This window comes from Intestinimonas sp. HCP28S3_D6 (assembly GCF_052065695.1).
Lineage (GTDB): Bacteria > Bacillota > Clostridia > Oscillospirales > Oscillospiraceae > Intestinimonas.
This window is the reverse complement of sequence record NZ_JBQHTM010000014.1, coordinates 30,649-57,177: the sequence shown is the minus strand read 5'-3', so window position 1 is coordinate 57,177 and position 26,529 is coordinate 30,649. Positions and strand designations below refer to the sequence as shown.

The 26,529-nt window shown below is 63.6% G+C and carries 20 protein-coding genes; 14 read left to right on the top strand and 6 right to left on the bottom strand.

From position 1 onward, the window contains the following. Positions 1 to 131 precede the first annotated feature (131 nt). The 5 genes from ACTNBK_RS06670 to ACTNBK_RS06650 all read right to left on the bottom strand — a co-directional run bounded on the left by ACTNBK_RS06670 (position 132) and on the right by ACTNBK_RS06650 (position 7,337). Positions 132 to 1,469, bottom strand: coding sequence for an MATE family efflux transporter (locus ACTNBK_RS06670; RefSeq protein WP_441144702.1), 1,338 nt, complete (start codon positions 1,467 to 1,469; stop codon positions 132 to 134). 26 nt (positions 1,470 to 1,495) lie between these two features. After that, a complete protein-coding gene (locus ACTNBK_RS06665; protein WP_441144700.1) occupies positions 1,496 to 2,317 on the bottom strand; it encodes a hypothetical protein in 822 nt (273 codons plus the stop codon). Positions 2,318 to 2,319: 2 nt separating this feature from the next. Further along, positions 2,320 to 2,883 (bottom strand): N-acetyltransferase family protein, encoded by a 564-nt coding sequence (locus ACTNBK_RS06660; RefSeq protein ID WP_441144699.1) that lies wholly within the window; start codon positions 2,881 to 2,883, stop codon positions 2,320 to 2,322. A 79-nt stretch (positions 2,884 to 2,962) separates the two neighbouring features. Next, positions 2,963 to 4,294 (bottom strand): 2-hydroxyglutaryl-CoA dehydratase, encoded by a 1,332-nt coding sequence (locus tag ACTNBK_RS06655; protein ID WP_441144697.1) that lies wholly within the window; start codon positions 4,292 to 4,294, stop codon positions 2,963 to 2,965. 82 nt (positions 4,295 to 4,376) lie between these two features. Next, the gene (locus ACTNBK_RS06650) at positions 4,377 to 7,337 is read right to left on the bottom strand and encodes an acyl-CoA dehydratase activase (protein WP_441144695.1); all 2,961 of its coding nucleotides are present in this window, start codon (positions 7,335 to 7,337) and stop codon (positions 4,377 to 4,379) included. A 269-nt stretch (positions 7,338 to 7,606) separates the two neighbouring features. Here ACTNBK_RS06650 and ACTNBK_RS06645 point away from each other — a divergent pair, with 269 nt between their 5' ends. After that, positions 7,607 to 8,029, top strand: a complete 423-nt coding sequence (locus tag ACTNBK_RS06645) for a hypothetical protein (RefSeq protein WP_441144693.1) — start codon at positions 7,607 to 7,609, stop codon at positions 8,027 to 8,029. 78 nt (positions 8,030 to 8,107) lie between these two features. Then, positions 8,108 to 8,581, top strand: coding sequence for a hypothetical protein (locus tag ACTNBK_RS06640; protein WP_441144691.1), 474 nt, complete (start codon positions 8,108 to 8,110; stop codon positions 8,579 to 8,581). 69 nt (positions 8,582 to 8,650) lie between these two features. Here ACTNBK_RS06640 and malQ read toward each other — a convergent pair whose 3' ends face one another. Further along, positions 8,651 to 10,129: a 4-alpha-glucanotransferase gene (gene malQ, locus ACTNBK_RS06635; protein WP_441144689.1), complete on the bottom strand. Its 1,479-nt coding sequence runs from the start codon at positions 10,127 to 10,129 to the stop codon at positions 8,651 to 8,653. A 160-nt stretch (positions 10,130 to 10,289) separates the two neighbouring features. Here malQ and ACTNBK_RS06630 point away from each other — a divergent pair, with 160 nt between their 5' ends. From ACTNBK_RS06630 to whiA, 12 genes are all read left to right on the top strand, one after another. Further along, entirely contained in the window at positions 10,290 to 11,141 is an 852-nt protein-coding gene (locus ACTNBK_RS06630) for a patatin-like phospholipase family protein (protein WP_441144687.1), read from the top strand. Positions 11,142 to 11,378: 237 nt separating this feature from the next. Then, positions 11,379 to 12,710, top strand: coding sequence for a type I glutamate--ammonia ligase (glnA, locus tag ACTNBK_RS06625; RefSeq protein WP_441144685.1), 1,332 nt, complete (start codon positions 11,379 to 11,381; stop codon positions 12,708 to 12,710). An 87-nt stretch (positions 12,711 to 12,797) separates the two neighbouring features. Then, a complete protein-coding gene (locus tag ACTNBK_RS06620) occupies positions 12,798 to 13,331 on the top strand; it encodes an ANTAR domain-containing response regulator (RefSeq protein ID WP_441144715.1) in 534 nt (177 codons plus the stop codon). 184 nt (positions 13,332 to 13,515) lie between these two features. Continuing rightward, positions 13,516 to 14,307 (top strand): diaminopimelate epimerase, encoded by a 792-nt coding sequence (dapF, locus tag ACTNBK_RS06615; RefSeq protein ID WP_441144683.1) that lies wholly within the window; start codon positions 13,516 to 13,518, stop codon positions 14,305 to 14,307. A 12-nt stretch (positions 14,308 to 14,319) separates the two neighbouring features. After that, complete coding sequence (locus ACTNBK_RS06610) at positions 14,320 to 15,534, top strand: LL-diaminopimelate aminotransferase (protein ID WP_441144681.1); 1,215 nt, start codon at positions 14,320 to 14,322, stop codon at positions 15,532 to 15,534. Positions 15,535 to 15,691: 157 nt separating this feature from the next. Continuing rightward, positions 15,692 to 20,215 (top strand): glutamate synthase large subunit, encoded by a 4,524-nt coding sequence (gltB, locus tag ACTNBK_RS06605; RefSeq protein ID WP_441144679.1) that lies wholly within the window; start codon positions 15,692 to 15,694, stop codon positions 20,213 to 20,215. After that, a complete protein-coding gene (locus tag ACTNBK_RS06600) occupies positions 20,215 to 21,678 on the top strand; it encodes a glutamate synthase subunit beta (RefSeq protein ID WP_441144677.1) in 1,464 nt (487 codons plus the stop codon). Before gltB ends, ACTNBK_RS06600 begins: the two co-directional genes overlap by 1 nt. A 128-nt stretch (positions 21,679 to 21,806) precedes the next feature. Further along, entirely contained in the window at positions 21,807 to 22,565 is a 759-nt protein-coding gene (locus tag ACTNBK_RS06595) for a GH25 family lysozyme (RefSeq protein WP_441144675.1), read from the top strand. A 160-nt stretch (positions 22,566 to 22,725) separates the two neighbouring features. Further along, on the top strand, positions 22,726 to 23,640 hold the full coding sequence (gene murB / locus ACTNBK_RS06590) for a UDP-N-acetylmuramate dehydrogenase (RefSeq protein ID WP_441144673.1): 915 nt from the start codon (positions 22,726 to 22,728) through the stop codon (positions 23,638 to 23,640). A gap of 21 nt (positions 23,641 to 23,661) precedes the next feature. Further along, a complete protein-coding gene (gene rapZ, locus ACTNBK_RS06585) occupies positions 23,662 to 24,522 on the top strand; it encodes an RNase adapter RapZ (protein ID WP_441144671.1) in 861 nt (286 codons plus the stop codon). Positions 24,523 to 24,525: 3 nt separating this feature from the next. Further along, complete coding sequence (locus ACTNBK_RS06580) at positions 24,526 to 25,590, top strand: gluconeogenesis factor YvcK family protein (protein ID WP_441144670.1); 1,065 nt, start codon at positions 24,526 to 24,528, stop codon at positions 25,588 to 25,590. 40 nt (positions 25,591 to 25,630) lie between these two features. After that, complete coding sequence (whiA, locus tag ACTNBK_RS06575; protein WP_441144668.1) at positions 25,631 to 26,527, top strand: DNA-binding protein WhiA; 897 nt, start codon at positions 25,631 to 25,633, stop codon at positions 26,525 to 26,527. The last annotated feature ends 2 nt before the right edge of the window (positions 26,528 to 26,529 follow it).

Below are 26,529 nucleotides of genomic sequence, written 5' to 3'. Positions count from 1 at the left end.
GGAAGGCCCTCCCTTCCATATCTTGGGGCATAAAGAATGGTTCGTCCGTAGATTATACCCTCTCTGACGGAAGAAAACAACCATAAAGTTATGAATAATGGGTAACGATTGGTTCCAAAGCTGTCACCAGGTCACAATTCCGACAGCCTTTTCCTTTGGATGCGGCGGAAAAGGATCAACGCGGCCAGACAGGTGAGGACCTCGGCCAGAGGAAAAGAGAGCCATGTGAGCTGGGCTTGGACAAGGCCAAGGAGATAGGCGGCGGGGAGGATGAGGACCACCTGGCGCAGCAGGGAGATAACCAGACTGGTCATGGCGGCGCCAAGGGCCTGAAAGACGGCACAGAGCACGGTGGAGAGCCCGCTGAATATGAGACCGACAGCAATCCACCGCAGGGCCGGGATACCGGAGTTCAGAACGGTCTGATCGGCGCCGAAGAGACCAAGAAGGGGGCCGGGGATGAAGAGCAGCAGGACAGTGCCCACAGCCATGATGACGGCGCCCAGGAACAGGGCGAACCGGGTCAGAGCCAGGATGCGCTCCCGGCTCCTGGCGCCGTAGTTGTAGGCCACCAAAGGGGTGAGTCCGTTGGTGAGTCCGGAAACCGGCATGATGAGGAAGGTCTGGAGTTTAAAATATGCGCCCAGGATAAAGACGGCACCGGGGTCGTAGAGGGCCATGATTTTGTTGAGGCCCAGAGTCATAACAGAGGAGAGGGATTGCATTGCGGCAGCAGGGATGCCGATCCGGCACAGCTCGGCCAGGATGTCTCCTCTGGGGCGAAAACCTTTGGGGGAGAGGGGGAAGCGACGGAGCCGACGGAGAAGAAGAAAGCCCACGGCCATGCCGGTCCACTGGCCCATGACAGTGGCGATGGCGGCGCCGGCCACTCCCAGGGCGGGGAAAGGCCCCAGACCGAAAATGAGGATGGGGTCCATAATCAGGTTGACCACAGCGCCCACCCCCTGGATCACCATGGGTCCCACCGGGTCGCCGCAGGCCAGAAGGATGCGCTCGGTGGTAAACTGCATGGTCATGCCCACCGAGACACCGGTGACAATGGTGAGGTAGGTCCTCCCCGCCGACAGAATGGTGGGATCGGCAGTGAAGAAGGCCATGAAGGGCCGGGTGAGGAACAGGGCAAAGGAGAGGAAAATGAGGTAGCACAGCAGATAGAGGAATACGCCGTTGAGGGCCACTGCCTTGGCCTCCGTCCGGTCTCCCTGGCCCAGACGCTTGGAGAGGAGGGCATTGAGCCCTACACCAACACCCACGCAGACCGCCACCATAAACATCTGCACCGGATAGGCCAGGGACAGGGCTTGGAAGGCCTCTCCGCTGAGCCGGGAGACGAACATGGAGTCCACCAGGTTGTAGAGGGCCTGGATGAGCATAGAGAGCATCATGGGCCAGGCCATCCGCAGCAGAAGCGGACGTACCGGCATGGTGCCCATACGGGCGTCATCCATATGTGCTCCTCCTTTCCATATCAAATTCAGACCACCGTGGTGGGTTCTACCCGGATGTCCCGCAGGGTAAAGGTATCCCCTTCACAGTCGATGGTGGCCAGCACGTTGGCAAAGAGGACGCCGGTGGCGTCCAGCCGGGCACCCAGCACCACGGTGAAGACTCCTTCCTGTTCCCGGAAGAAGCAGGTGTCCAGCGTAAGCTGGCCTGGGTGGGACTGGTACTGACCGGGTACCTGGTAGACGGCGCTGGTGGCGCCGTAGGACAGGGTGAACTGTCCTGTGCCGGTATCATAAGCGGTGGTCACTTCATCCAACGCTTTCTGAGCACAGACCTCATGGGTGACAGCCAGGTCGGACCAGGTGTCCTCCACCAGGCGATAGACATGGAGGTCATAGGCGATCCTGTCCCCCTGGGCTTCCATGAGGTAGCGGACCGCCAGCTCCTCCTGATCGTCACCGTCGGTGTCGGTGAGGTAGAGCTCCGGCAGGGCAGGGGTCTCCGGAGAGGCGAATTCCTGGTCGAAGTGGGTGAGCTCCTCCCCACGGCGGAGGAGGACGCCACCGCCGTAGCCGTCGTTCAGACCGTAAAGGTAAAGTTCTTCACTGAGCTTGCAGCCCAGGAGATAGACCTGTGGACTATCATCAGAAAAGAGATCGTTGGGGTCGGCCAGGGAGGTGGGAAGGTCGTCCACGGTGAGGGAGGCCCAGGGCGCCTCATCTTCGGCAGCGGCAGTGGCTGTCGGCCGAGGTGTGGCGGGGGTGGGCGTCCAGTTGAGGGGCTCCTCCTTGCCGCAGGCGGCCAAGAGGGCCAGGGCGCACAGCAGGGCGGGTAGGATCGGCTTTCTCATGGTCACAGCTCCCTTGTGTAGCGCAGGTCCACACAGATAGCGTCGGGGGGGAAGGGAATGTCGGCGTGGGTGCCGTCCCAGGAGAAGCCATGGGCGGCATAGAACCGGCGAGCCTTTTCGTTCTCCCGGAGAACAAAGACAAAGCAGTTCTTGTAGCCCTCCCGCCGCAGGCGGTCCATGGCCTCCTCGATGAGGAGACTGCCGTAGCCCTTGCCCCGTTCGGCGGGGTGGGTATAGAAGGAGATGAGCTCTCCCCAGCCGGCATAGGCGGCGTTGGGAAAGTCGGAGCCCTCCTTGGTGCCGGCATTGTAGTTCTCGGTCCGGGCAGGGCCATAGTTGATGCAGGCCACCGGAGTGTCATCTCTATAAAGCAAAAGACCATGACAGCGCTTGAGGCGATAGTCGTCCCGGAAAAAGGGGACCCAGCGCTCATCGGTGATCTCCCGAGCCATATACTCCGCCGGCACTGCGTCCACATAAGTGTCTCTCCAGCCTAAGGCGTGGATGAGGGACATGGCGCGAAAGTGCTCATCAGTACAGGCGTCCACAAAGTGTAGCTGTTCCATTTGGTATTCCTCCAGTCTAGGGAAATTCCCACCATAGGGGAATCCCCGGTCTCCCAAACTGGGAGACCGGGGAGGGAGATCACACGCTGACAGGCTCAGCCTTGGTGTCCGCCGGAGCGGATGCGTAAGCCTCCTCCTCGGCGTGCTGTTTGGCGAGGCCACGGGCGTTGGCCAGCATGAGCTTGATACGGTTTTCCTGGTTGATCTTGGTGGCGCCAGGGTCGTAGTCGATGGCCACAATGTTGCTCCAGGGGTAGTCATCCTTGAGCTTGCGGATCATACCCTTGCCCACAATGTGGTTGGGCAGGCAGCCGAAGGGTTGAGTGCAGACGATATTGGGCACGCCGGTGTGGATGAGCTCCAGCATCTCAGCGGTGAGAAGCCAGCCTTCGCCCATCTTATTGCCGTCGCCCAGGTAGCCCTTGATGTAGCTGTGGAGCTCGTCAAAGTCGCCGGGGGCCCGGAAGCGGTTGGAGCGCTTCAGGGCGTCGATGAGGGCGTGCTGGTACTTTTTCACATAGTTGGCGAAGAGGCGGCACACCGCCTGCTTTACCCACTTGCCGCCGTAGAGGTCCACATCCACGTCCCGGTTGTAGATCTTGAAAATGACGAAGTCCACCAAACCGGGGACTACCGGCTCCGCCCCCTCGGAGAGGAGGAACTGGTTGAGGTTGTTGTTGCCCAGGGGGGCGTACTTGACATAGATCTCGCCCACCACGCCCACGCGGACCTTCTCCTCGCCGGTGACGGGGATGGCCTTGAAGCGGTCGATGATGCGGTCAAAATTCTTCACCATACTCTTGTAGGAGAGGCCCTTGCCCTTGGCCATGTCCTCCAGCAGGAAGTCCATGCACTCGGAGGTCACCCGGTCGGTGTCCCCGGCGGTGACCTCGTAGGGGCGGACCTGGTTGCCCACGTTCATGATGAGGTCGCCGTACATGACGGCGAAGATGGCCTTGCGGATGAAGCCCAGGGTGAGCTTGAAGCCGGGGTTGTGCTCCAGGCCGGACAGGTTCACCGAGATGACGGGGACATAGGAGAGGCCCGCCTTCTCCAGGGCCTTGCGGAGCAGGTGGATGTAGTTGGAGGCCCGGCAGCCGCCGCCGGTCTGGGTAATGACCAGGGCCACCTTGTGGGGGTCGTACTTGCCGCACTGCACCGCGTTGATGAGCTGGCCGATAACCAGGATGGCGGGGTAGCAGGCGTCGTTGTGGACGTACTTCTGCCCGGCGTCGATGACCGGCTTGCCGGTGTTGCTCAGCATCTCCACCTTGTAGCCCTCGTTCTGCATGATGCGCACCAGCAGGGCGAAGTGGTCGGGGAGCATCTGGGGGACCAGGAGGGTGTACTCCTCCTTCATCTCCTTGGTGAAGAGGAGACGGCCCGTCTTGTCGTATACCAATTCTGCCATAACAGTAGTTCCTTTCAGCGATGGGGGCGCGCCCGGATCGGGTCGACGCTGTCATGTATTTTTACCTGACAGGCGCTGGGCCTCAGGCGGTAGCCTCTTCACGGGCGGGTTCCTGACCCTTTCTGGCGTCCATGGCTGCCATGAGGGAGCGGATGCGGATGCGCACGGCGCCCAGGTTGTTGATGTCGTCGATTTTCAGCTGGGTGTAGAGCTTGCCGCCCTTTTCCAGGATGTCGCGCATCTCGTCGGTGGTGATGGCGTCGGTGCCGCAGCCGAAGGAGACCAGCTGCACCACCTGCATGTCGGGCTGGGTGCAGACGTACCGGGCAGCGTTGTACATCCGGCTCTGGAAGGTCCACTGGTTGAGGACCTTCCGGGGGGCGTAGCCCTCCAGGTAGGAGAGGGCGTCCTCGGTGACCAGCACGAAGCCGAAGGAGGTGATGAGGTCGTTGATACCGTGGTTGATTTCCGGATCGATGTGGTAGGGGCGGCCGCACACCACGATGATGTTCCGGCCCTCGGCCCGGGCCTGGGCGATGTACTTGGCGCCGGTCTCCCGCACGTCGTGGACGTAGGCGTCGTAGGCGTCGTAGGCCGCCTTGGCAGCCCGGACCGACTCTTTCCTGGGGATGCCGAACTCCTCCTCCATGAGTTTGGCGACGCGCTTTTCAAAGTCCTTGTGCCGCCAGAGGCCCACATAGGGGTCCAGGTACTTGGTCTGCTTAAGAACGGGTACGTTGGCGGCCAGCAGCTCGGGGTAGTAGGCCACCACGGGGCAGTTGTAGTGGTTGTCGCCGATGCCCTCGTCGTTGTTGTAGGACATGCAGGGGTACCAGATGGCGTCCACGCCCTCCTCCACCAGGGCCTCCACGTGGCCGTGGAGGAGCTTGGCGGGGTAGCACACCGTGTCGGAGGGGATAGTGTGCTGGCCCTTCAGGTAGAGCTTCCGGGAGGACTTGGGGGAGAGGACCACCTCGAAGTTGAGCTTGGTGAAGAAGGTGTACCAGAAAGGCAGGTTCTCGTACATGTTGAGGCCAAAGGGAATGCCGATCCGGCCCCGGGAGCCGTCGCCGTCTCCCTTGCCCTCCATAGCCCGGAGCTTGTTGTACTTGTAGACCATAAGGTCGGGCATGGATACCTTCTCCTTGCCCAAGGGGCGGGAGCAGCGGTTGCCCGAGATGAATTTGCGCCCGCCGTCGAAGCTGTTGACGGTGAGGGAGCAGTGGTTGGTGCACAGGTTGCAGGTCACCGGCTTTGCGGTGTGGGTGAAGGACTGCAAAGCCTTTTCACTTAACAGGGAGCTCTTCTCCAGATGAAGGTCCCGGGCGGCCAGGGCGGCTCCAAAGGCGCCCATAAGGCCGGCAATGGTGGGCCGGGTGACGTTGCGGCCCAGCTCCAGCTCGAAGGCCCGGAGAACGGCGTCGTTGAGGAAGGTGCCGCCCTGGACCACGATGTGCTTGCCCAGGTCGTCGGCGGAGGCGGCCCGGATGACCTTGTAGACGGCGTTCTTCACGATGGAGATGGAGAGGCCGGCGGAGATGTCCTCTACGCTGGCACCGTCCTTCTGGGCCTGCTTCACCGAGGAGTTCATGAACACGGTGCAGCGGGAGCCCAGGTTCACCGGATGCCGGGCGAAGAGGCCCAGCTTGGAGAAGTCGGCGATGTTGTAGCCCAGGGCCTTGGCAAAGGTCTCGATGAAGGAGCCGCAGCCGGAGGAGCAGGCCTCGTTGAGCATGATGGAGTCCACGGCGCCGTTGCGGATCTTGAAGCACTTCATGTCCTGGCCGCCGATGTCGATGATGAAGTCCACGTCGGGGTTGAAGTGGGCAGCGGCGTTGTAGTGGGCCACCGTCTCCACCAGGCCCAGGTCACAGCCGAAGGCGTTCTTGACCAGATCTTCGCCGTAGCCGGTGACGGCGGCGCCCTTGATGGTGATGCGGTCGCCGCAGAGCTTATAGATCTCCTTGAGCTGCTCCAGCACCACCGCCACCGGATTGCCCAGGTTGGAGTGGTAGTAGGTGTAGAGGAGGCCGCCGTCGGGGGCGATGAGGCACATCTTGGTAGTGGTGGAGCCGGCGTCGATGCCCAGCCAGGCGTCGCCAGTGTAGGTGCTCACGTCCACCTCGGGAGGGTGGTTGGCATTGTGGCGGACGGTAAATTCCTCATACTGCTCGGGGCCGTCAAAGAGGGGGAGGAGGGTGTCCATGGTGTTCTTGGCCTCCACGGACTCTTCCAGCAGCTTGAGGGCCTCGTCAAAGGGGCGCTCCACATAGTCAGTGGAGCACAGGGCGGCGCCCATGGCGGCGAAGCAGTCGCCATCGGCGGGGAAGATGGCGTGCTCCTCGTCCAGCTTCAGGGTCTCCACGAACCGCTGCCGCAGGCCCATGAGGAAGTAGAGGGGACCGCCCAGAAAGACGATCTTGCCCTTGAGCTCACGGCCCTGGGTAAGGCCGGCCACGGTCTGGTCCACCACAGCCTGGAAGATGGAGGCGGCCACGTCCTCCTTCCGCCCACCCTGGTTGAGGATGGGCTGGATGTCGCTCTTGGCAAAGACGCCGCAGCGGGAGGCGATGGGATAAATCTTCTCGTGCTTGAGGGAGAGAGCGTCCAGCTCGTCGATGGAGACGTTGAGCAGGGAGGCCATCTGGTCGATGAAGGCGCCGGTGCCGCCGGCGCAGGAGCCGTTCATGCGTTCCTCCAGAGCGCCGCCGAAGAAGATGATCTTGGCATCCTCACCGCCCAGCTCGATGACGGCGTCGGTGCCGGGGATGTAGGTGTTGACGGCGGCGGCGGTGGCGTAGACCTCCTGAACGAAGTCGATGCCGGCGGCCTTGGCCACGCCCAGTCCGGCGGAGCCAGTGATGACCAGCTTCACATCCTTTCCGGCCAGCTTGTCCTGAATGGAGTGGAGGGTCTCACAGGCCCGCTCCCGGGCCTTGGAATAGTGCCGCTCGTAGGAGCGGAACAGGAGTTTGTTGTCCTCATCCAGCACCACGACCTTGACGGTGGTGGAGCCGATGTCGATGCCGATGCGAAGGCTCATAGGTTCACCTCATAGCCCCGGAACCCACCGGGGGCGTATTTTTTCGTACCCTATATACTATAACAAATCGACAGATTTTACAACTGATAAATCTGTAAAGAAAATACCACAAAACCTAGTGGATTTCAATGGTATTTTGACGGAAAGAATTGGATGGTTTTTGGAAACGGTTCAAGACCAAGATTTTAAAGAATCTTAATCCTTATCTTCTCTTGGTTTAAGAAAGCTGGACTACAATAGGGCTGAAAACAGAGAAAGGAAGGATGGCCATGCGGGCGATCACAGATGGAAAAATGGAAAACGGGCCGTGGGAGATCAGGGAGGAGCCGGTCTCTCAGCACCGGCGGTGGCCGGTGTGGCTTGTCGTGCTGGCTTTATGCGGGGCGCCCATCGTCATCCCCCTGGCGGTGGGGGGCGTCGCCCTGGCCGGAGGTCTGCTGCTGTGCCTTTTGACCCTCATCGCCGGCGCCGGGGTGGCCGGTGTGCTGAGCATGGGAGCGGGAGCGGTGGCCTCGGTGGTGGGTTTTGCCGGGCTCTTTGTCCACGGCCTGGGCTGGGGACTCCACTATATGGTGGGCGGTGTAGTGTCCTCTCTCTTTGGACTTTTGATGTTGGCGCTCTTCGCCGCGGGCGTGTTCCTGTGCCGCCAGGCGGTGGTGTGGTTTCTCCGGCGGCGGGGTTCCGCGATGTAAAAGACGAAAAGAATATTTAACCATAGTGCGAAATGTGCTATCCTGATGGTACCAGATCCATGAAGGGTGGTGCGGACGGTGACGAAGGCATTCCGGAACAGGAAAACGACGTTGTGGCTGCTGGCAGGGATAGCAGCGCTCTTTCTTGCAGCTGGCTTGCTCTGGCGGGGCCGACCGGCGGAGGCCAGGCCCGCTCTGACTGACTATGTGGGGGACCTGGACGGGTATGAGACGGTCCGGGCCACCCGGCAGGACGGCCAGACGCTGACGCTGGAGGGGGCGCAGGCGGCGGAATTGAAGGGACTGCTAGACCAACTCTCCTTCGCCGGGGCGGCGGAGGAAAAGCCCAGCCGGGCGAACAGCGCCCCGGGCGTTGAAGCCGTGGTCCGACTGGAGTCCTCCATGGGGGCGGCATGCTCCGTCACTTTCGTGACCAACAACCCGGAGACCTCCCATATGTGCCTTGGGCTTCCCGATGGGACGGAGGTCCACATCATAGGTGCGTTCCAGGCGGATTACAGGGCGGCGACAGATTTCATCAACGGACTCTGAGGACGGTCATCCGACAGAAGACGAGGCGCTTCCCTGGAGGGAAGCGCCTCGTTTTTATGAGATAAGTTCTTATCCCCGGCGATAGGTCCGGGTAATGTGCGCCAGCTTGCCGGAGACATCGGGGTTGAGGGCGGCGGAGCGAACCCTCCAGGACCAGTTGAGGGGGCCGGTGGTGCCGGGGAAGTTGACCCGGGCGTCGGCGCCCAAGCCCAGCACGTCCTGAAGGGGGGCGATGGCCAGGGCGCTGGGGCACATCCAGGCGCCGCAGATGGCCCCCCAGCCGAAGCCCTCGTCGGCCCGGAGCCGCAGGTAGTCGGAGGCGAAGTCCCGCTCGGCGGGGGTGGCCTCGTCGAAGAGCCACTGGACAAAGGTGGGGGTGTCGTGGGTGCCGGTGTAGACCACCGACTCTTTGGGGCAGTTGTGGGGGAGGTAGGAGCTCTCCCCGTTGGGATCAAAGGCGAAGACCAGGATCTTCATTCCGGGGATGCCGGAGTTGTGGATGAACTGCCATACGTCGTCGTCCAGTACGCCCAGGTCCTCGGCGATGAGTTCCAGCTCCGGCACCTCTTTGGCAAAATGGTCTAGCAAGGCTTGGCCGGGGCCCTTCTCCCATTTGCCGTCCTTGGCCACAGTGGAGGAGGCAGGAATGGCCCAGTAGGTATGGAAGCCCCGGAAGTGGTCGATGCGCAGCCGGTCGTAGAGAAGGGCGGCGTTCCGGAGCCGCCGGGTCCACCAGTCAAAGAGCTGGGCTCTGTGGCCGGCCCAGTCGTAGAGTGGGTTGCCCCAATACTGGCCCACGTCGGAAAAGGCGTCGGGGGGGACGCCGGCCACGGCAGTGGGAACGAAGTCGGCGTCCATTTGGAAGAGCTGGGGCTGGGCCCACACCTCCACGCTGTCGGCGGAGACGTAGATGGGCAAGTCGCCCATAATGGCAATACCCTTCTGGTTGGCGTAGGCCTTCAACGCCTTCCACTGGCGGAAGAAGTGGTACTGGAGGAAGACCTGGTAGTCCACCTCGTCGGCGAGCTCTGTCTGCCAGCGCGCCATGGCCTCGGGTTCCCGACAGCGGATGTCATGGGGCCACTGGTCCAGGGGGAGCCCCAGCTTCTCATGGATGGCGGAGAAGAGGGCGTGGTCGGGGAGCCAGTCGGCCTGCTCGGCCAGAAAGGCAGCCCGGGCGGCGGTGTCGGTGTCCCGGCGCCAGGCGGCGCGGAGCAGGGGAGGACGGTTCTCCCGGAGCCAGTCGTAATCCACCCGGTCGGGGTCGGGGTAACGAGCGGAATTCAGTTCCTCTTGGGTGAGGAGTCCCCGCTGGACGAATTCCTCCAGATCCAGCAGCCAGGGGTTGCCGGCGAAGGCGGAGGGGGACATGTAGGGGGAGTCGCCGCTCCCCGGGGGGACCAGGGGGAGGATCTGCCAGGTGTGTTGCCTGGCCTGGGCGAGGAAATCGATGAACTGACGGGCGCCGCTGCCCATGGTCCCGATGCCGTAATCGCCGGGCAGGGAGAAGATGGGCAGGAGCAGGCCGCTGGAACGTCCTTTGAGCATGAACGTGCCTCCATTTCGTGGACCCGCGGGGAAGCGCTGTCCCGGGCGGGGTGGTTTCTCTCCTATTATAAATCAAAGGGGGCGGCTGGTGCAAGGGCGGCGGGCGGCTTTACATTTTGACGGAAGGGGGCGTATAATAAAATAGTAAGGAAGTGATACCATGAAGACCGGCATCGTGTTGGAGGGCGGCGCCCTCCGAACCATTTTTTCCAGCGGCGTCTGTGACGCCCTACTGGAGGCGGACCTCCTGCCCGACTATGTCATCGGTGTTTCGGCGGGCATCGCCTACGGCGTGAGCTATGTCTCCCGCCAGAAGGGGCGCAATCTGGAGATCGTGACCAAGTATGCCAACGACAAACGCTATATGGGGCTGCGGAACCTGCTGGTTCCGTCCAACCGCTGTTATTTCGGCCTGCGGTTTACTTATGAGACCATCCCAAACGAACTGGTGCCCTTTGACTATGACACCTTTGCCGCCTTCCCCGGAGAGGTGGAGGCGGTGGTGAGCAACCTGAAGAGCGGTCAGGCGGAGTATTTGCCGGTCCCCCGGCGGGATGATAAATTCCTCATTCTACAGGCTACCTGTGCCATGCCCGTTCTCTTCCCCATCTTCTGGATGAACGGAATGCCCTATCTGGATGGGGGCTCGGCGGATGGTATTCCGTACCGCCGGGCTTTTGAGATGGGCTGTGACCGGGTGGTGGTAGTCCTCACCAGGGAGCGGAGCTACCGACGGGGACCGGAAAAGTTTCAGCGGCTCATCAATCTGCGATACAGCCGATACCCGAATTTCTGCGAGACCATGCGCACCCGGGCGGAGCGGTATAATGCCTGCCGGGAGGAGCTCTTTCAACTGGAGAAGGAGGGGAAGGTCCTTCTCATTGCCCCAAAGAGTACCGAGGGCTTTTCCCGGGTGGAACGGGATCTGGATAAAATCCGGGCGTTGTGGAAAGACGGCTACGATCAGGGTCTGGCCCACAGTGAGGAGATACGGACCTTCTGGGGGAAATAAAACAATACGAAAAAGTGCATAAAGGACCAAGCAGGAAGGGGAAGCCCTCCCGCCACTTGCTACAAAAAAGCGTCAAAGTAGAATCTGGGTCTTGACAGAGAATGGGGGAACCGGTATACTTAGCGCATCAGTTGAGAACGAAGGCGTTCCACCCGATGAGGGCGGAGCGCCTTCTCTGCTATCCAAGGTCATCCGCACCGCCGATGGCGAATCCAATAGAGGAAGGGGACACCAACAATGGCGCACACCAAGGAAGACATTATTCGTATGGTCAAGGAGGAGGACATCGAGTTCATCCGCCTGCAGTTCACTGACATCTTCGGCCAGCTTAAGAATGTGGCCATCACCGCCTCCCAGATCGAGAAGGCGGTCAACAACCAGTGCATGTTCGACGGCTCCTCCATCGAGGGCTTTGTACGTATCGACGAGTCCGACCAGTATCTGTACCCTGATCTGAAGTCCTTCCGGGTGTTTCCCTGGCGACCCAGCCATGGGAAGGTGGCCCGTCTCATCTGCGACGTCCACAACCCCGACGGTTCCCATTTTGAAGGTGATCCCCGGTACGTGCTGAAGCGTGCCATCGAGAAGGCAAAGGCCATGGGCTATGACGCTTTTAACGTAGGTCCTGAGGCGGAGTTCTTCCTCTTCCAGACCGACGACGAGGGCAAGCCCACCACCAAGACCAACGATGAGGCCGGCTACTTTGATCTGGGTCCTCTGGACCACGGTGAGTCCACCCGCCGGGAGATCTGCATGGCCCTGGAGGCCATGAAGTTCGAGATCGAGGCCAGCCACCACGAGGTGGCCGAGGGCCAGCACGAGATCGACTTCAAGTACGAGGAGGCCCTCCACACCGCCGACAACATTATGACCTTCAAGCTGGCGGTCAAGACCCTGGCTCAGAAGAACGGCCTCCACGCCACCTTCATGCCCAAGCCCATCTTCGGCATCAACGGCTCCGGCATGCACACCAACATGTCCCTTTTCCGGGACGGCAAGAACGTCTTCTATGATCCCAACGATCCCCGCGGCCTGTCCAAGGAGGCTTACAGCTTCATCGCCGGCCTGCTGGCCCACGTGAAGGGCTTTGCCGCTATTACCAACCCCCTGGTGAACTCCTACAAGCGTCTGGTGCCCGGCTACGAGGCTCCCTGCTACCTGGCCTGGTCTGCCTCCAACCGTTCCGCCCTCATCCGTATCCCTGCCGCCCGTGGTCAGGCCACCCGTGTAGAGCTGCGCTCCCCCGACCCGGCCTGCAACCCCTACCTGGCCTTTGCCGTGTGCCTGGCTGCCGGCCTGGACGGCATCGAGAAGGGTATGACGCCTCCTGAGGAGGTCACCGAGAACATCTTTGCCATGGATCAGGCCGCCCGTGAGGCCAACGGTATTGCGTCCCTGCCCGGCTCCCTGGAGGAGGCCATCCACTCCCTGGAGAAGGATCAGCTGATCCTGGATACTCTGGGCGAGCACGTGGCCACCAACTTCATCGAGGGCAAGATGAAAGAGTGGGATGAGTACCGCACCCGCGTGAGCTCCTGGGAGCGGGACAAGTATATCATCAACTACTGATTCCCAATAGAGACCCATGACCCCGCAGGCATGTCGGCCTGGCGCCGGCGTGTCACTCCTGCCAGAAGGAGTTGAGAAACGTTGGAGATGGAAAGTGTCATCGTGGCCTTTGAGAGCGACCGCAGCTGCGAGCGGATCCGGGACATCCTGGAGACCAGCGGCACTGCTGCGTGTATCCTGTGCCATTCCGCCGCCGAGGTGAAGCGGATCGTGAGCAAGCAGCGGATCACCACTGTGATTTGTGGCTTCAAGCTGCCTGACCAGCCCGCCGAGGCCCTCTTTGAAGACCTGCCGCCTACCTGTTCCATGCTGATGGTGGCGGTCCAGGGCATGCTGGACCTGTGCCAGAACGACGACATCTTCCGTCTGGCGTCCCCGGTGCGCCGGGGTGATCTGGTGGCGTCGGTGCGCCTGCTGCTCCAGATGGGGCACCGGCTGGAGAAGTTCGTCCGTCCCCAGCGCAGTCAGGAGGAGGAGAACCTCATCCGGTCGGCCAAGGAGCTGCTCATGGACCGCAACGGTATGACAGAAGAGCAGGCCCATCGGTTTTTGCAGAAAAAGAGTATGGATTCTGGGGTCAAGATGGTCCAGACTGCCCGACTGGTGCTGGGCATGGGCTAACGCCGCCCCGAAAAAACGCCACCGGAAGATTGAAGGGCCAAAGATGGCCTAGGATCGGTCCCAGGCGCATACATATCGTCAGACGAGGATGTCTCTCCGCCCGGGGCGGCAGTTCGGAACGCGATGCTGGACTGCCGCCCTTATGCTATCCACAGGGGGAGAGCGCCGGACAGGAGGTCTGACGATGCGTTTCACCAAAATGCAGGCCCTGGGCAACGACTACGTCTGCCTGGACTTGACCCGCCAACAGCCGGAAGGAGAGCTTTCTCGGCTGGCCCGTACCCTCACCGACCGCCATTTTGGGGTGGGGGCCGATGGACTGCTGTGCGTGCTTCCAGGGCAGGGAAGCCGCCTGCGGATGGCCCTCTACAACGCCGACGGCTCCCGGGCCGCCATGTGCGGCAACGGCATCCGCTGTTTGGCTGCCTACGCCTGGTCCCACGGCCTGGCGGAGGAGGGGAAACCGCTCACCTTGGAAACTGACGCCGGGCTCCGTACCCTCACCGACGCCGCAGACGGAATCCGGGTGGAGATGGGGCAGCCGGTGTTGGGGGAATCCCTGGTCCTGGAGGCTGGGGGAAGGACTTGGCGGGTACGGCCCGTGTCCATGGGCAACCATCACGCTGTCATCTTTGTGCCCCGCCTGGACCGGGCTCCGCTGGAACAGGTGGGGCCGGAGCTGGAGCGCCACAGTGCCTTTCCGGACCGGACCAACGTGGAGCTGGTAGAGGTCACCACCCCAGACCTACTGCGGATGCGGGTGTGGGAGCGTGGTTGTGGGGAGACCCTGGCCTGCGGCACCGGCGCCTGTGCCGCCTTTGCCGCGGCGGCGGTCTCCAGACTGACGGCCCGGCGGGGGCGGGTGGAGTTGCCCGGCGGCGTCCTCTCTCTGGATTGGCCGGACCCGGAGGGCTCCATTTTTCTGGAAGGCCCCGCGTTCACCGTGTTTGAAGGTGAGTGGCCGGGGGGATCATAAGGAGGTAACAACGTGCACATCAACGAGAATTTCGCAAAACTGCCCGGTAGCTATCTCTTTTCCGAGATCGCCCGCCGGGTGACGGCTTACAACGGGGAGCACCCTGAGGCGGACCTTATTCGCCTGGGCATTGGCGACGTGACTCTGCCTCTGGCACCGGCGGTGCTGGAGGCTATGCACAAGGCGGTGGACGAGCAGGGGAAGGCCGAGACCTTCCGCGGCTACGGCCCCGAGCAGGGCTGGCCCTTCCTCCGGGAGGCCATGGCCAAGTATGATTTCCAGGCCCGGGGGATGGATATTTCCCCCGAGGAGATTTTCATCAGTGACGGCGCCAAGAGCGACTGCGGCAACATTGTAGACCTCTTCCAGAGCGGCAATAAGGTAGCGGTGTGCGACCCGGTATATCCGGTGTATGTGGACTCCAACGCCATGGCCGGTCGTGCGGGGGACTATGACGCCGATACCGGCCGGTGGACGGGGCTTCTTTACATGCCCTGCACGGCAGAGAATGGTTTTCTTCCTGAGATTCCCCGGGAAAAGGCCGACCTCATCTACCTGTGTTTCCCCAACAACCCCACCGGCGGGGTGGCCGGCCGGGAGGTCCTCCAGGCCTGGGTGGACTACGCCAACGACTGCGGGGCGGTCATCCTCTTTGACGCCGCCTATGAGGCCTTTATCACCCAGCCGGAGATCCCCCACTCCATCTTTGAGATCCCCGGTGCCAAGACCTGCGCCATCGAGTTCCGGTCCTTCTCCAAGACCGCCGGCTTTACCGGCACCCGGTGCGCAGCCACCATCATTCCCAAGGAACTGGTCCGGGACGGTATGAGCCTCCGGGACATGTGGAACCGCCGCCAGTGCACTAAGTTCAACGGTGCGCCCTACATCGTCCAGCGGGGTGCCGAGGCCACCTATACCGAAGAGGGCCGAAAGCAGGTCATGGAGAACATCGCCTACTACCTCCGGAACGCCGGAAGCATCCGGGCCGGCCTGGCAGAGGCCGGGCTCACTGTCTCCGGTGGCGTGGACTCTCCCTACGTGTGGGTGAAGACCCCAGACGGGGTGGACTCCTGGTCCTTCTTTGATACTCTCCTTCGGGAGGCAAATGTGGTCACCACCCCGGGTGCCGGCTTTGGCCCCAGCGGGGAGGGGTATATCCGCCTTACCGGCTTCGGCGGCGCCGAGGCTACAAAGCGGGCGGTGGAGCGGATCCGAAAGATTCTTTGATATTGTTGGCGCGTACAATGGGGTGCGTGCCGCCGTGCTGGACCGCGACGTCCGGCGCGGCGGCGGCGCGCCCTTTTTTCACAACCATCCGATGGTAAAAAAGAAAAAACGCCGGACGGCCCTGGCCGCCGGACACACCCGGAAAGGGGATGCGGAGATGAAAAAGACCAGAAGTGAGGGCTTTCAGCGGTCCGGGCTCTACGACCCGGCGCTGGAGCACGACGCCTGCGGCATCGGTGCCGTGGTGGACATCCAGGGCCGGAAGACCCGCCAGACGGTGGACGACGCCCTGAAAATCGTAGAGAAGCTGGAGCACCGCGCCGGTAAGGACGCCGAGGGCAAGACCGGTGACGGCGTGGGCATTCTGCTCCAGATCCCCCATGACTTTTTTGCCAAGACGGTGCCCTTCCCTCTGGGCGGGGAGCGGGACTACGGCGTTGGCATGTTCTTCCTGCCCCAGGATGTGCTGCTCCGGGGCCGGGCCCAGAAGAGCTTTGAGCGGGCGGCGGCGGCCGAGGGCCTGGAGGTGCTGGGCTGGCGCGAGGTGCCCGTGGACCCCTCCGTGCTGGGGGAGCGGGCCCTGGCCAAGATGCCCTGCATCATGCAGGTCTTCCTGAAGCGTCCGGAGGGGATGGAGCAGGGGCTCCCCTTTGACCGGAAGCTGTATGTGGCCCGCCGGGCTTTTGAGCACACCGACAAGGACACCTATGTCTGCTCCCTCTCCAGCCGGACCATCGTCTACAAGGGCATGTTCCTGGTGAAGCAGCTGCGGGCCTTCTATCTGGACCTCCAGGACGAGGACTGCCGCTCCGCCATCGCCATCGTCCACTCCCGGTTCTCCACCAACACCAATCCTTCCTGGGAGCGGGCCCACCCCAACCGGCTGCTGGCCCACAACGGCGAGATCAACACTATCCGGGGCAATGTGGACCGTATGCTGGCCCGTGAGGAGACCATGTCCTCGCCGCTGCTGGACGGGGAGCGGGACAAGATCTACCCTGTCATCAACGTGGAGGGCTCCGACTCGGCCATGCTGGACAACACCCTGGAGTTTCTGATGATGGCGGGCATGGAGCTGCCCCTGGCCGTCATGGCGGCCATCCCGGAGCCCTGGCAGGAGGACAAGACCATGTCCCGTGCCCGCCGGGATATGTACCGCTACTACGCCACCCTCATGGAGCCCTGGGACGGCCCTGCGGCGGTCCTCTTCTCCGACGGCGACCTCCTGGGCGCGGTGCTGGACCGCAACGGTCTGCGTCCCGCCCGCTACTATATCACTACCGACCAGCGCCTCATCCTGGCCTCCGAGGTGGGTGTTCTGGACCTGCCCCCGGAGATGGTGTGTGAGAAGGGCCGTCTGGGCCCGGGCCGGATGATCCTGGCCGATACCAAGGCAGGGCGAGTCATCCGGGACTGGGAGCTCAAGGAGAACCAGGCCGCCAAGGCGCCTTATGGCGAGTGGCTGGACCGGGAGCTGGTGGGCCTGGCCGACCTGTCCCTGCCCAACCGCCGGGTGGAGTCCCGGAGCCGCGAGGAGCTCCAGCGGCTCCAGAAGGCTTTCGGTTATACCTATGAGGATGTGCGGGACACCATCCTGCCCATGGCCCGGGACGGCTCCGAGCCCACCGCCTCCATGGGGGCTGACATCCCTCTGGCGGTGCTGGACAAGAAAGACCGCTCCCTCTTCGACTACTTCCGCCAGCTCTTCGCCCAGGTCACCAATCCCCCCATCGACGCCATTCGAGAGGAGCTGGTCACAGACACCGCCGTCTATGTGGGCGACGACGGCAACCTGTTGGAGGAGAAGGCGGAGAACTGCCGGGTCCTCCAGATCCGCAACCCCATCCTGAGCTCCACCGACCTCATCAAGATCAAGGCCATGAAGCGGCCCGGCTTCCAGGTGGAGACGGTGTCCATCCTGTACTACAAGGGTTCCTCCCTGGAGGAGGCCCTGGAGCGCCTCTTCCTGGACGTGGACCGGGCCTACCGCCGGGGGGCCAATGTGGTCATCCTCTCCGACCGCGGGGTGGACGAGAACCACATGGCCATCCCGTCCCTGCTGGCGGTGTCCGCCATGGAGCAGCACCTCATCCGCACCAAGAAGCGCACGGCGGTGTCCATCATTCTGGAGTCCGCCGAGCCCCGGAACGTCCACCACTTTGCCGCCCTGCTGGGCTACGGCGCCCGGGCAGTGAACCCCTACCTGGCCCAGGAGACCATCGTCTCCCTCATCGAGGACGGCCAGCTGGACAAGGATTTCCACGCCGCCGTGGCCGACTACGACAACGCCGTCCTCCACGGCATCGTGAAGGTGGCCTCCAAGATGGGCATTTCCTCCATCCAGTCTTACCAGTCCGCCCAGATCTTTGAGGCGGTGGGCATCTCCAAGGAGGTCATTGACCGCTACTTCACCAACACCGTCTCCCGTGTGGGGGGCATCGGCCTCAAGGAGATCGGCGCGGCGGTGGAGCGCACCCACTCCAAGGCCTTCGATCCCCTGGGCCTGGAGGTGGACCTGGAGCTGGACTCCCTGGGCTGCCACAAGGCCCGGGCGGGGGGAGAGGAGCACCTCTACACCCCGCAGACCATCCACCTGCTCCAGGAGGCTGTGCGCCGCGGGGACTATGGCCTTTTCCAGCAGTATACCGCCCTGGTGGACGATCAGACCAAGCCCCGGACCCTCCGAGGCCTCCTGGAGCTCAACTACGCCAAGGAGCCTATCCCCCTGGACGAGGTGGAGCCGGTGTCCTCCATCGTCAAGCGCTTCAAGACGGGAGCCATGAGCTACGGCTCCATCTCCCGGGAGGCCCACGAGTGCCTGGCCAAGGCTATGAACATGCTGGGCGGGCGTTCTAACTCCGGCGAGGGCGGCGAGGAGCCCGAGCGCCTGGGCACCGACCGCAACTCGGCCATCAAGCAGGTGGCCTCCGGCCGCTTCGGCGTCACCAGCGCCTACCTGGTCAGTGCCAACGAGATCCAGATCAAGCTGGCCCAGGGCGCCAAGCCCGGCGAGGGCGGCCATCTGCCCGGCGGGAAGGTGTACCCCTGGATTGCCAAGTGCCGCCACTCCACCCCCGGAGTTACCCTCATCTCTCCGCCGCCCCACCACGACATCTACTCCATCGAGGACCTGGCCCAGCTCATCTATGACCTCAAGTGCGCCAACCGCCGAGCTCGGATCTCGGTGAAGTTGGTCAGTGAGGCGGGGGTGGGCACCATCGCCGCCGGCGTGGCCAAGGCGGGCGCCCAGGTGGTCCTCATTTCTGGCAGCGACGGCGGTACCGGAGCTGCTCCCCGCACGTCCATCCACGGCGCCGGCCTCCCCTGGGAGCTGGGCGTGGCCGAGACCCACCAGACCCTCATGGCCAACGGCCTGCGCTCCCGGGTGGCGGTGGAGGCCGACGGCAAGCTCATGTCCGGCCGTGACGTGGCCATCGCCTGCATGCTGGGCGCCGAGGAGTTCGGCTTTGCCACCGCCCCCCTGGTCTCCATGGGCTGCGTCATGATGCGGGTGTGCAACCTGGACACCTGCCCCGTGGGCGTGGCCACCCAGGACCCGGAGCTGCGCAAGCGCTTCCAGGGCAAGCCGGAGCACGTGGTCAACTTCATGACCTTCATCGCCCAGGAGCTGCGGGAGCACATGGCCAAGCTGGGTGTGCGCACCGTGGACGAGCTGGTGGGCCGCACCGACCTGCTCTCCCTCCGGAAGAACGATGTGGGTGTGGATCTCTCCGGCCTGCTGGAGGACACCTGGGGGAAGGCCGGCGCCAAGCGGCACTTCGACCCTGCCGACGTCTACGACTTCAAGCTGGAGCAGACGGTGGACCTGCGGGAGCTGGAGCCCCGGCTGAAGGAGTCCCTGGAGCAGGGGGTCCCCGGCCATGTGGAGCTGAACGTCTCCTCCACCGACCGGGCCCTGGGCACCATCCTGGGCTCCGATGTCACCCGTCTCCACGGCGACGCCCTGCCACCGGGAACCATCACCATCAAGTGCACCGGCGGCGGCGGCCAGTCCTTTGGCGCCTTCCTGCCCAAGGGTGTGTCCCTGGAGCTGGAGGGCGACGCCAACGACTCCTTCGGCAAGGGCCTCTCCGGCGGCCGCCTGGCCCTGTATCCCCCAAAGGAGAGCACCTTCGTGGCCGATGAGAACGTCATCGTGGGCAACGCCGCTCTCTACGGAGCCACCTCCGGCGAGGTCTACATCGCCGGTATCGCCGGCGAGCGGTTCTGCGTCCGCAACTCCGGCGCCACGGCGGTGGCCGAGGGCGTGGGCGACCACGGCTGTGAGTATATGACCGGCGGCTGCGCGGTCATCCTGGGCCCCACGGGCCGGAACTTTGCCGCGGGCATGTCCGGCGGCGTGGCCTACGTCCTGGACGAGAAGCGGGACCTGTACCTCCGCCTCAACAAGACCCTGGTCTCCATGGAGCCGGTCACCGATGGGGAGGACGCCAAGCGCCTGGAGAAGATCCTCCGGGCCCATTTGGAGGCCACGGGCTCCGTCCGGGCCAAGGCCATTCTGGAGGATCTGGACCACTGGCTGCCCCTCTTCAAGAAGATCCTGCCCATGGACTACGACCGGATGCTGCGTACCACTGCGGCGCTGGAGGGCCGGGGCATGGACAAGGAGCAGGCCGAGGTGGAGGCCTTCTATCTCAACACCAGAGGAGGGAAGCGGTAATGGGAAAGCCTACTGGATTTATGGAGTATCCGCGGCAGGGAGAGCCCGCCCAGCCGCCCCTGGAGCGAATCCGTCACTTCAACGAGTTTCACCCCCGGCTCAGCCGGGAGGAGCGCCGGCGGCAGGGGGGCCGCTGCATGGCCTGTGGCGTGCCCTTCTGCCAGTCGGGCGCGGTGCTTGGGGGCATGGTTTCCGGCTGTCCCCTCCACAACCTGATCCCCGAGTGGAATGACCTTATCTATACCGGCAGCTTTGACCACGCCCTGCGCCGGCTGCTGAAGACCAACAGCTTTCCGGAGTTCACCGGCCGGGTGTGCCCCGCCCTCTGTGAGGCGGCCTGCACCTGCGGCCTCCACGGCGATCCGGTCACCGTCCGGGAAAACGAGCTGGGCATTATCGAGGAGGCCTGGGAGAAGGGCCTGGTCCAGCCCCGTCCGCCCCGTGTCCGCACCGGCAAGACGGTGGCGGTGGTGGGCTCCGGCCCCTCCGGTCTGGCCTGCGCCGACCGGCTCAACCACCGCGGCCACACCGTCACCGTCTTCGAGCGGGCCGACCGGCCCGGCGGGCTGCTGATGTACGGTATCCCCAACATGAAGCTGGAGAAGACCGTGGTCCAGCGGCGCATCGACCTTATGACCAAGGAGGGAGTCGTCTTCCGCACCGGCGTGGACGTGGGCCGGGACATCACGCCCAAGACCCTGCTGGAGGAATATGACGCCGTGGTCCTCTGCTGCGGTGCCGCCCACCCCCGGGACCTGGCGGTGCCGGGCCGGGAAGGGGAGAGCGTCTTCTTCGCCGTGGACTACCTGAAGGCGGCCACCAAGGCCCTCCTGGCCGGCGACCCGACCGCTACCACCGTCTCCGCCAAGGGGCTGGACGTGGTCATCGTGGGCGGCGGCGACACCGGCAACGACTGTGTTGGCACCGCCTTGCGGCAGGGCTGCAAGAGCGTCACCCAGCTGGAGATGATGCCCAAAGCCCCCGACCACCGCACGGACGCCTGCCCTTGGCCGGAGTGGCCCAAGGTGTGCAAGACTGATTACGGTCAGCAGGAGGCCGCCGCCGTCTTCGGCCACGACCCCCGTATCTTCCAGACCACCCTCACCGGCCTGGTCCGGGACGAGGCGGGCCATCTCACCGCCGTGGAGACGGTGCAGCTGGACGAAAAGCTCAAGCCCGTGCCCGGTACCGAGGGCAAGCTGCCCTGTCAGCTCCTCCTCATCGCCGCCGGCTTCCTGGGGCCGGAGGACTATGTGCCCGAGGCCTTTGGCCTGGAGCGCACCCCCCGCTCCTGCGTCAAGACCGAGGAAGGTCACTACGCCGCCTGCGGCGGTGACCGGAAGGTGTTCACCGCCGGCGACATGCACCGGGGCCAGTCCCTGGTGGTGTGGGCCATCCGGGAGGGCCGGGAGGCCGCCCGGGAGGTGGATGAGTATCTCATGGGCTATACCGCTCTGGAATAAAAGGAACCAGATCACAGCCGGACCGCCGAAAGGCGGCCCGGCTGTTTTTCTCCCTCTAAATATTCCGCCGGAGAAAAGACGGTTGCCTTTCCACCGAAAGTGCCGTATCATATATCATGGTGATTTTTGTGAAGATCCTCATGCGCATTCTGCGTTTGTTGTTTCGGCTGGTGGTGCTGGGGGCCGTGCTGGTCCTGCTGGCCTATGCGGCCTTTCAATTCTGCCGCTGGCGGGGGCTGATCCTTTTCTCCCAGGAGGCCGACCCAAACCAGTGGGAGGTCTTTGGAGTGGACGCCTCGGTGTACCAGGGGGAGGTGGACTGGACCGCCCTGGAGGCCCAAGGGGTGGACTTTGCCTTTTTGAAGGCCACCGAGGGCAGCTCCCTCCAGGATGTGAACTTTGCCCGGAACTGGGCCGCGGCCCAGGCCGCCGGGGTCCGGGTGGGAGCTTACCACTTCTTCAGCTACGACAGCCCCGGTGAGACCCAGGCCGACAATTTCATCTCCGTCGTCCCCGTCACCCCGGGGGCATTGCCGCCGGTGGTGGACATCGAGTTCTATGGTGACAATCTGAAAAATCCGCCGGACAAGGACCATGTGAAGGCTGTGCTGGACCCTCTGCTGGAGCGGCTGGAGGAGCACTACGGGGTGAAGCCCATCCTTTACGTGACCTACCGCTCCTACGACCTCTATCTGAAGAAGGGCTATGAGGACTACCTCTTCTGGTTCTCCAGTCCGGTGGTGGCCCCCTTCTGGAAACCCTGGACCTTCTGGCAGTATTCCCACAGCGCCCTGCTGGAGGGGTACAGCGGGGGAGAGGAGCGCATTGACCTCAACGTGTTCCGGGGGAGCCGGGAGGAGTTCCAGGAACTCTTCGGACCGGGCTGAGGACGGCCTTTTTTGCCGGAACTATTCTATTTGAGCGCCGGTTCTGTTATAATATTCATATTGGGAGCATATGGCCTTTGGAGCCGCCCCAATGATCGAGCATACCGCCGGGCGGTGCGGCCACCGGCGTCTGATATGGATAATAGGAGGAAAAGAGAGTATGGACCGATATGCGTCTTTGTTCCGGGAGTTGTCCCGGACCTGTCCCGACCTGGAGCTTCGGGCGGAGGAGCCCATGAGCCGTCATACCACCTTCCGCATAGGCGGGCCGGTGCGGCTCATGGCCCTGCCCCGGACCGAGGAGGATGCCAAGAAGGCGGTGCGCACCGCCCTGCAGCACGACATCCACCCCTTCTATATGGGCAACGGCAGCGATCTGCTGGTGTCCGACCAGGGCTACGAGGGCTTTATCATCAAGGCGGTGGACGGCCTGGGCAAGCTGGAGCACCACGACAATGTCATCACCGCTGGCAGCGGTGTGCTCCTCTCCCGGCTGTCCAGCTTCGCCATGGACAAGGGCCTTTCCGGCCTGGAGTTCGCCCATGGCATCCCCGGTTCGGTGGGCGGCGCCGTCACCATGAACGCCGGCGCCTATGACGGGGAGATGAAGGCGGTGGTCCGTTCTGTGCGCTGCCTCACCGCCGAGGGCCAGGAGGAGACCGTGGCGGGGGACGACCTGGACTTCTCCTATCGCCACAGCGCCTTCCAGGACGAGAGCCGCCTCATCCTCTCAGCAGAGATGGAGCTCAAGCCGGGGGACAGTGGGGACATCAAGGCCCTGATGGATGACTTTGGCAACCGCCGCCGCCACAAACAGCCTTTGGACCTGCCCAGCGCCGGCAGTGTCTTCAAGCGCCCCAAGGGATATTTTGCCGCCTCCCTCATCGACGAGTGCAAGCTCAAGGGCCTCACCGTGGGTGGTGCTCAGGTCTCTACGAAGCATGCCGGCTTTATCGTCAACCTGGGGAACGCCACGTGCTCGGACGTGCTCACCCTGGCCAACCAGGTGCGGGAGACCGTGCTCAAGGAGACCGGTGTGGAGTTGGAGCTGGAAGTGCGCACCCTGGGCGTGTAAGCGATCCGTGAGGTGAGCACCATGAGATTCATCCTGATCTCCGGCCTCTCCGGGGCCGGAAAGAGCAAGTCCGCCTCCTTCCTGGAGGATATGGGCTACTATGTGGTGGACAATCTGCCCGCCGCCCTCATTCCCAAGTTTGCCGAGCTGTGCATGGCGGGCCAGGGGCGCTACGACAAGGTGGCCTTAGTCACCGACATCCGGGGCGGTCAGACCTTCGACGCCCTCTTTGACGCCCTGGCCCAGCTTAAGGACATGGGCTGTGACTACAAGATCCTCTTTGTGGAGGCCAGCCTGGAGGCCATCATCAAGCGGTACAAGGAGACCCGGCGGAGCCACCCGCTGGCCAAGGCGGGCCGCTCCCTGGAGGAGGCGGTGGCCCTGGAGCGGTCGGCGCTGGAGCCGGTGCGGAAGCGCTCGGAGTACATCCTGGACACCTCGGCCCTCTCCACCGCCAAGCTGCGGGGGGAGATGCTCCGCCTCTTCGGCGAGGGGGATGGCAAGCCGGACATGAGCGTGTCGGTGATCTCCTTCGGCTTCAAAAACGGCATTCCCCTGGAGGCAGACCTGGTCTTCGATGTGCGGTGTCTGCCCAACCCCTATTATATCGCCGAGCTCCGCAATCAGACGGGACTGGATGCCGGGGTGCGGGATTTCGTCTTCGGCTACCAGCAGACCCGGGACCTGATGTCCCATCTGGAGAGCCTGCTGAGTTTCCTGTTGCCCCTCTATGTGGAGGAGGGCAAGACGGCGCTGGTCATTGCCGTGGGCTGCACCGGCGGACACCACCGGTCGGTGGCGGTGACCCGGGCCTTGGCCGATTTCATCCGGCAGAAGGGGTACAACGCCTCTGAGAGCCACCGTGACATGACGAGGGACTGATGTATGAGCGAGCAGTACAGCCGCAGCGACCAGCGCTGGGAGCACGGGCCGAAAATCGCCGCCATCGGCGGCGGTACCGGCTTGTCCACCATGCTCCGTGGCCTGAAGCAGTATACCCGCAATCTGACCGCCATCGTCACTGTGGCCGACGATGGCGGCGGCTCCGGTATGCTCCGGCAGGATTTAGGCATGCCGCCGCCGGGGGATATCCGCCACTGTATGGAGGCCCTGGCCAACGCCGAGCCCATCATGAACCAGCTCCTGACCTACCGCTTTCCCGGCGGGTCGGGGAGTCTTACCGGCCAGTCCTTTGGCAACCTGATCCTGGCCGCCCTCAACGGCATCACCGGGTCCTTTGACCAGGCGGTAGCTCGGATGAGTGAGGTCCTGGCCATCACGGGTCGAGTGCTGCCGGTGACCAACGAGAACGTGCAGCTGGAGGCCACATTTGAAAACGGGAAGAGCGTGGTGGGGGAGTCCAAGATCTGCGCCTTCAAGAAGGAGCAGGACTGCCGCATCGTCCGGGTGCGGCTGCTGCCTGAGCGTCCCCCGGCGCTCCCCGAGACGCTTCGGGCCATCCGGGAGGCCGACCTCATTTTGCTGGGGCCGGGGAGCCTCTACACCAGCGTCATCCCCAACCTGCTGGTGGACGGGGTGGGGGAGGCCATCCGCCACTCCGATGCCCTGAAGGTCTATATCTGCAACATCATGACCCAGGACGGGGAGACCGAGGGCTACACCGTGGCCGACCACGTGGCCGCCCTCCTGTCCCACGGAGGCGGGCCGGGTCTGGTGGACCTATGCCTGGCCAACTCGGCCCAGGTGCGGCCCGGCTTGGTAGAGCGCTACCGGGAGGAGGATGCCGCCCCCATCGTCATCGACCGGGAGCGGGTGGAGGCTCTGGGGGTGGAGCTGGTGGAGCGGCCTCTGGCCTCCGAGACCTCCGATTACGCCCGCCACTCGGTGGCCCGGCTGTCGGCCGCCGTCATGGAGCTGCTGGCCGAGCGGTCCATCCGCATCGCCCACGAGCTGGGCGCTGAGGAGACCCCGTTCCGTCTGGAGGAGTGACCGGGCTGATACCCATCATAGAAAGAAAAAAGGAGCACCTATGTCCTTTTCCAACCAAGTCAAAACAGAGCTGTGCCGGGGAGAGCTCGCCCGACGGTGCTGTGCCCGGGCGGAGGCCTACGGCGCCCTACTGTTCTGCCGCAGCTTCACCCGGGAGGAGGTGAAGGTGGTCACCGCCTCGCCCGCCTTTGCTAAGCGCCTGCCGGAGCTCTTCCGCCGGGCCTTTCGGGTGGAATTTGACACCGTGACGGCGTCGGCGGCGGGGAAGCAGACCTTCCACCTCACCGACCCCGCCAAGCTCACCGCCGTCAGGGAGGCCTTCGGCTACGAGCCGGAGGCCTCTCTGGCCCACCACATCAATTTCGCTATGGTAGAGGAGGACCACTGCCGGTCCGCCTTTCTGCGGGGGGCCTTTCTGGCGGGGGGCTCGGTGAGCGACCCGGCCAAGAGCTACCACCTGGAGCTGTGCACCACCCACTTCAACGTGAGCCGGGAGCTGGCGGCGCTGCTGCGGGAGGTGGGCTTTGAGCCCAAGCAGACCACCCGGAAATCCAATTACATCACCTATTTCAAGCCCAGCGAGACCATTGCCGACTTCCTCACCGCCCTGGGGGCGCCGGTGTCGGCTATGGAGATCATGAACGCCAAGCTGGAAAAACACCTGCGGGGGAGCGTCAACCGCCGGGTGAACTGCGACTCGGCCAATCTGGACAAAGCGGTGGATGCCGCCCTGGAGCAGGTGGAGGCCATCGAGCGGTACGCCCGGAGCCGGGGGCTGGACTCCCTGCCGGACAAGCTCCGGGCTACGGCGGAGCTGCGCCTCAGCCACCCGGAGCTCACACTATCCCAGCTGGCCGCCCTCAGCGATCCGCCGGTGACCAAGTCCTGTCTCAACCACCGGCTCCGCAAGCTCATGGAGCTGGCGGGGGAGGGGTGAGT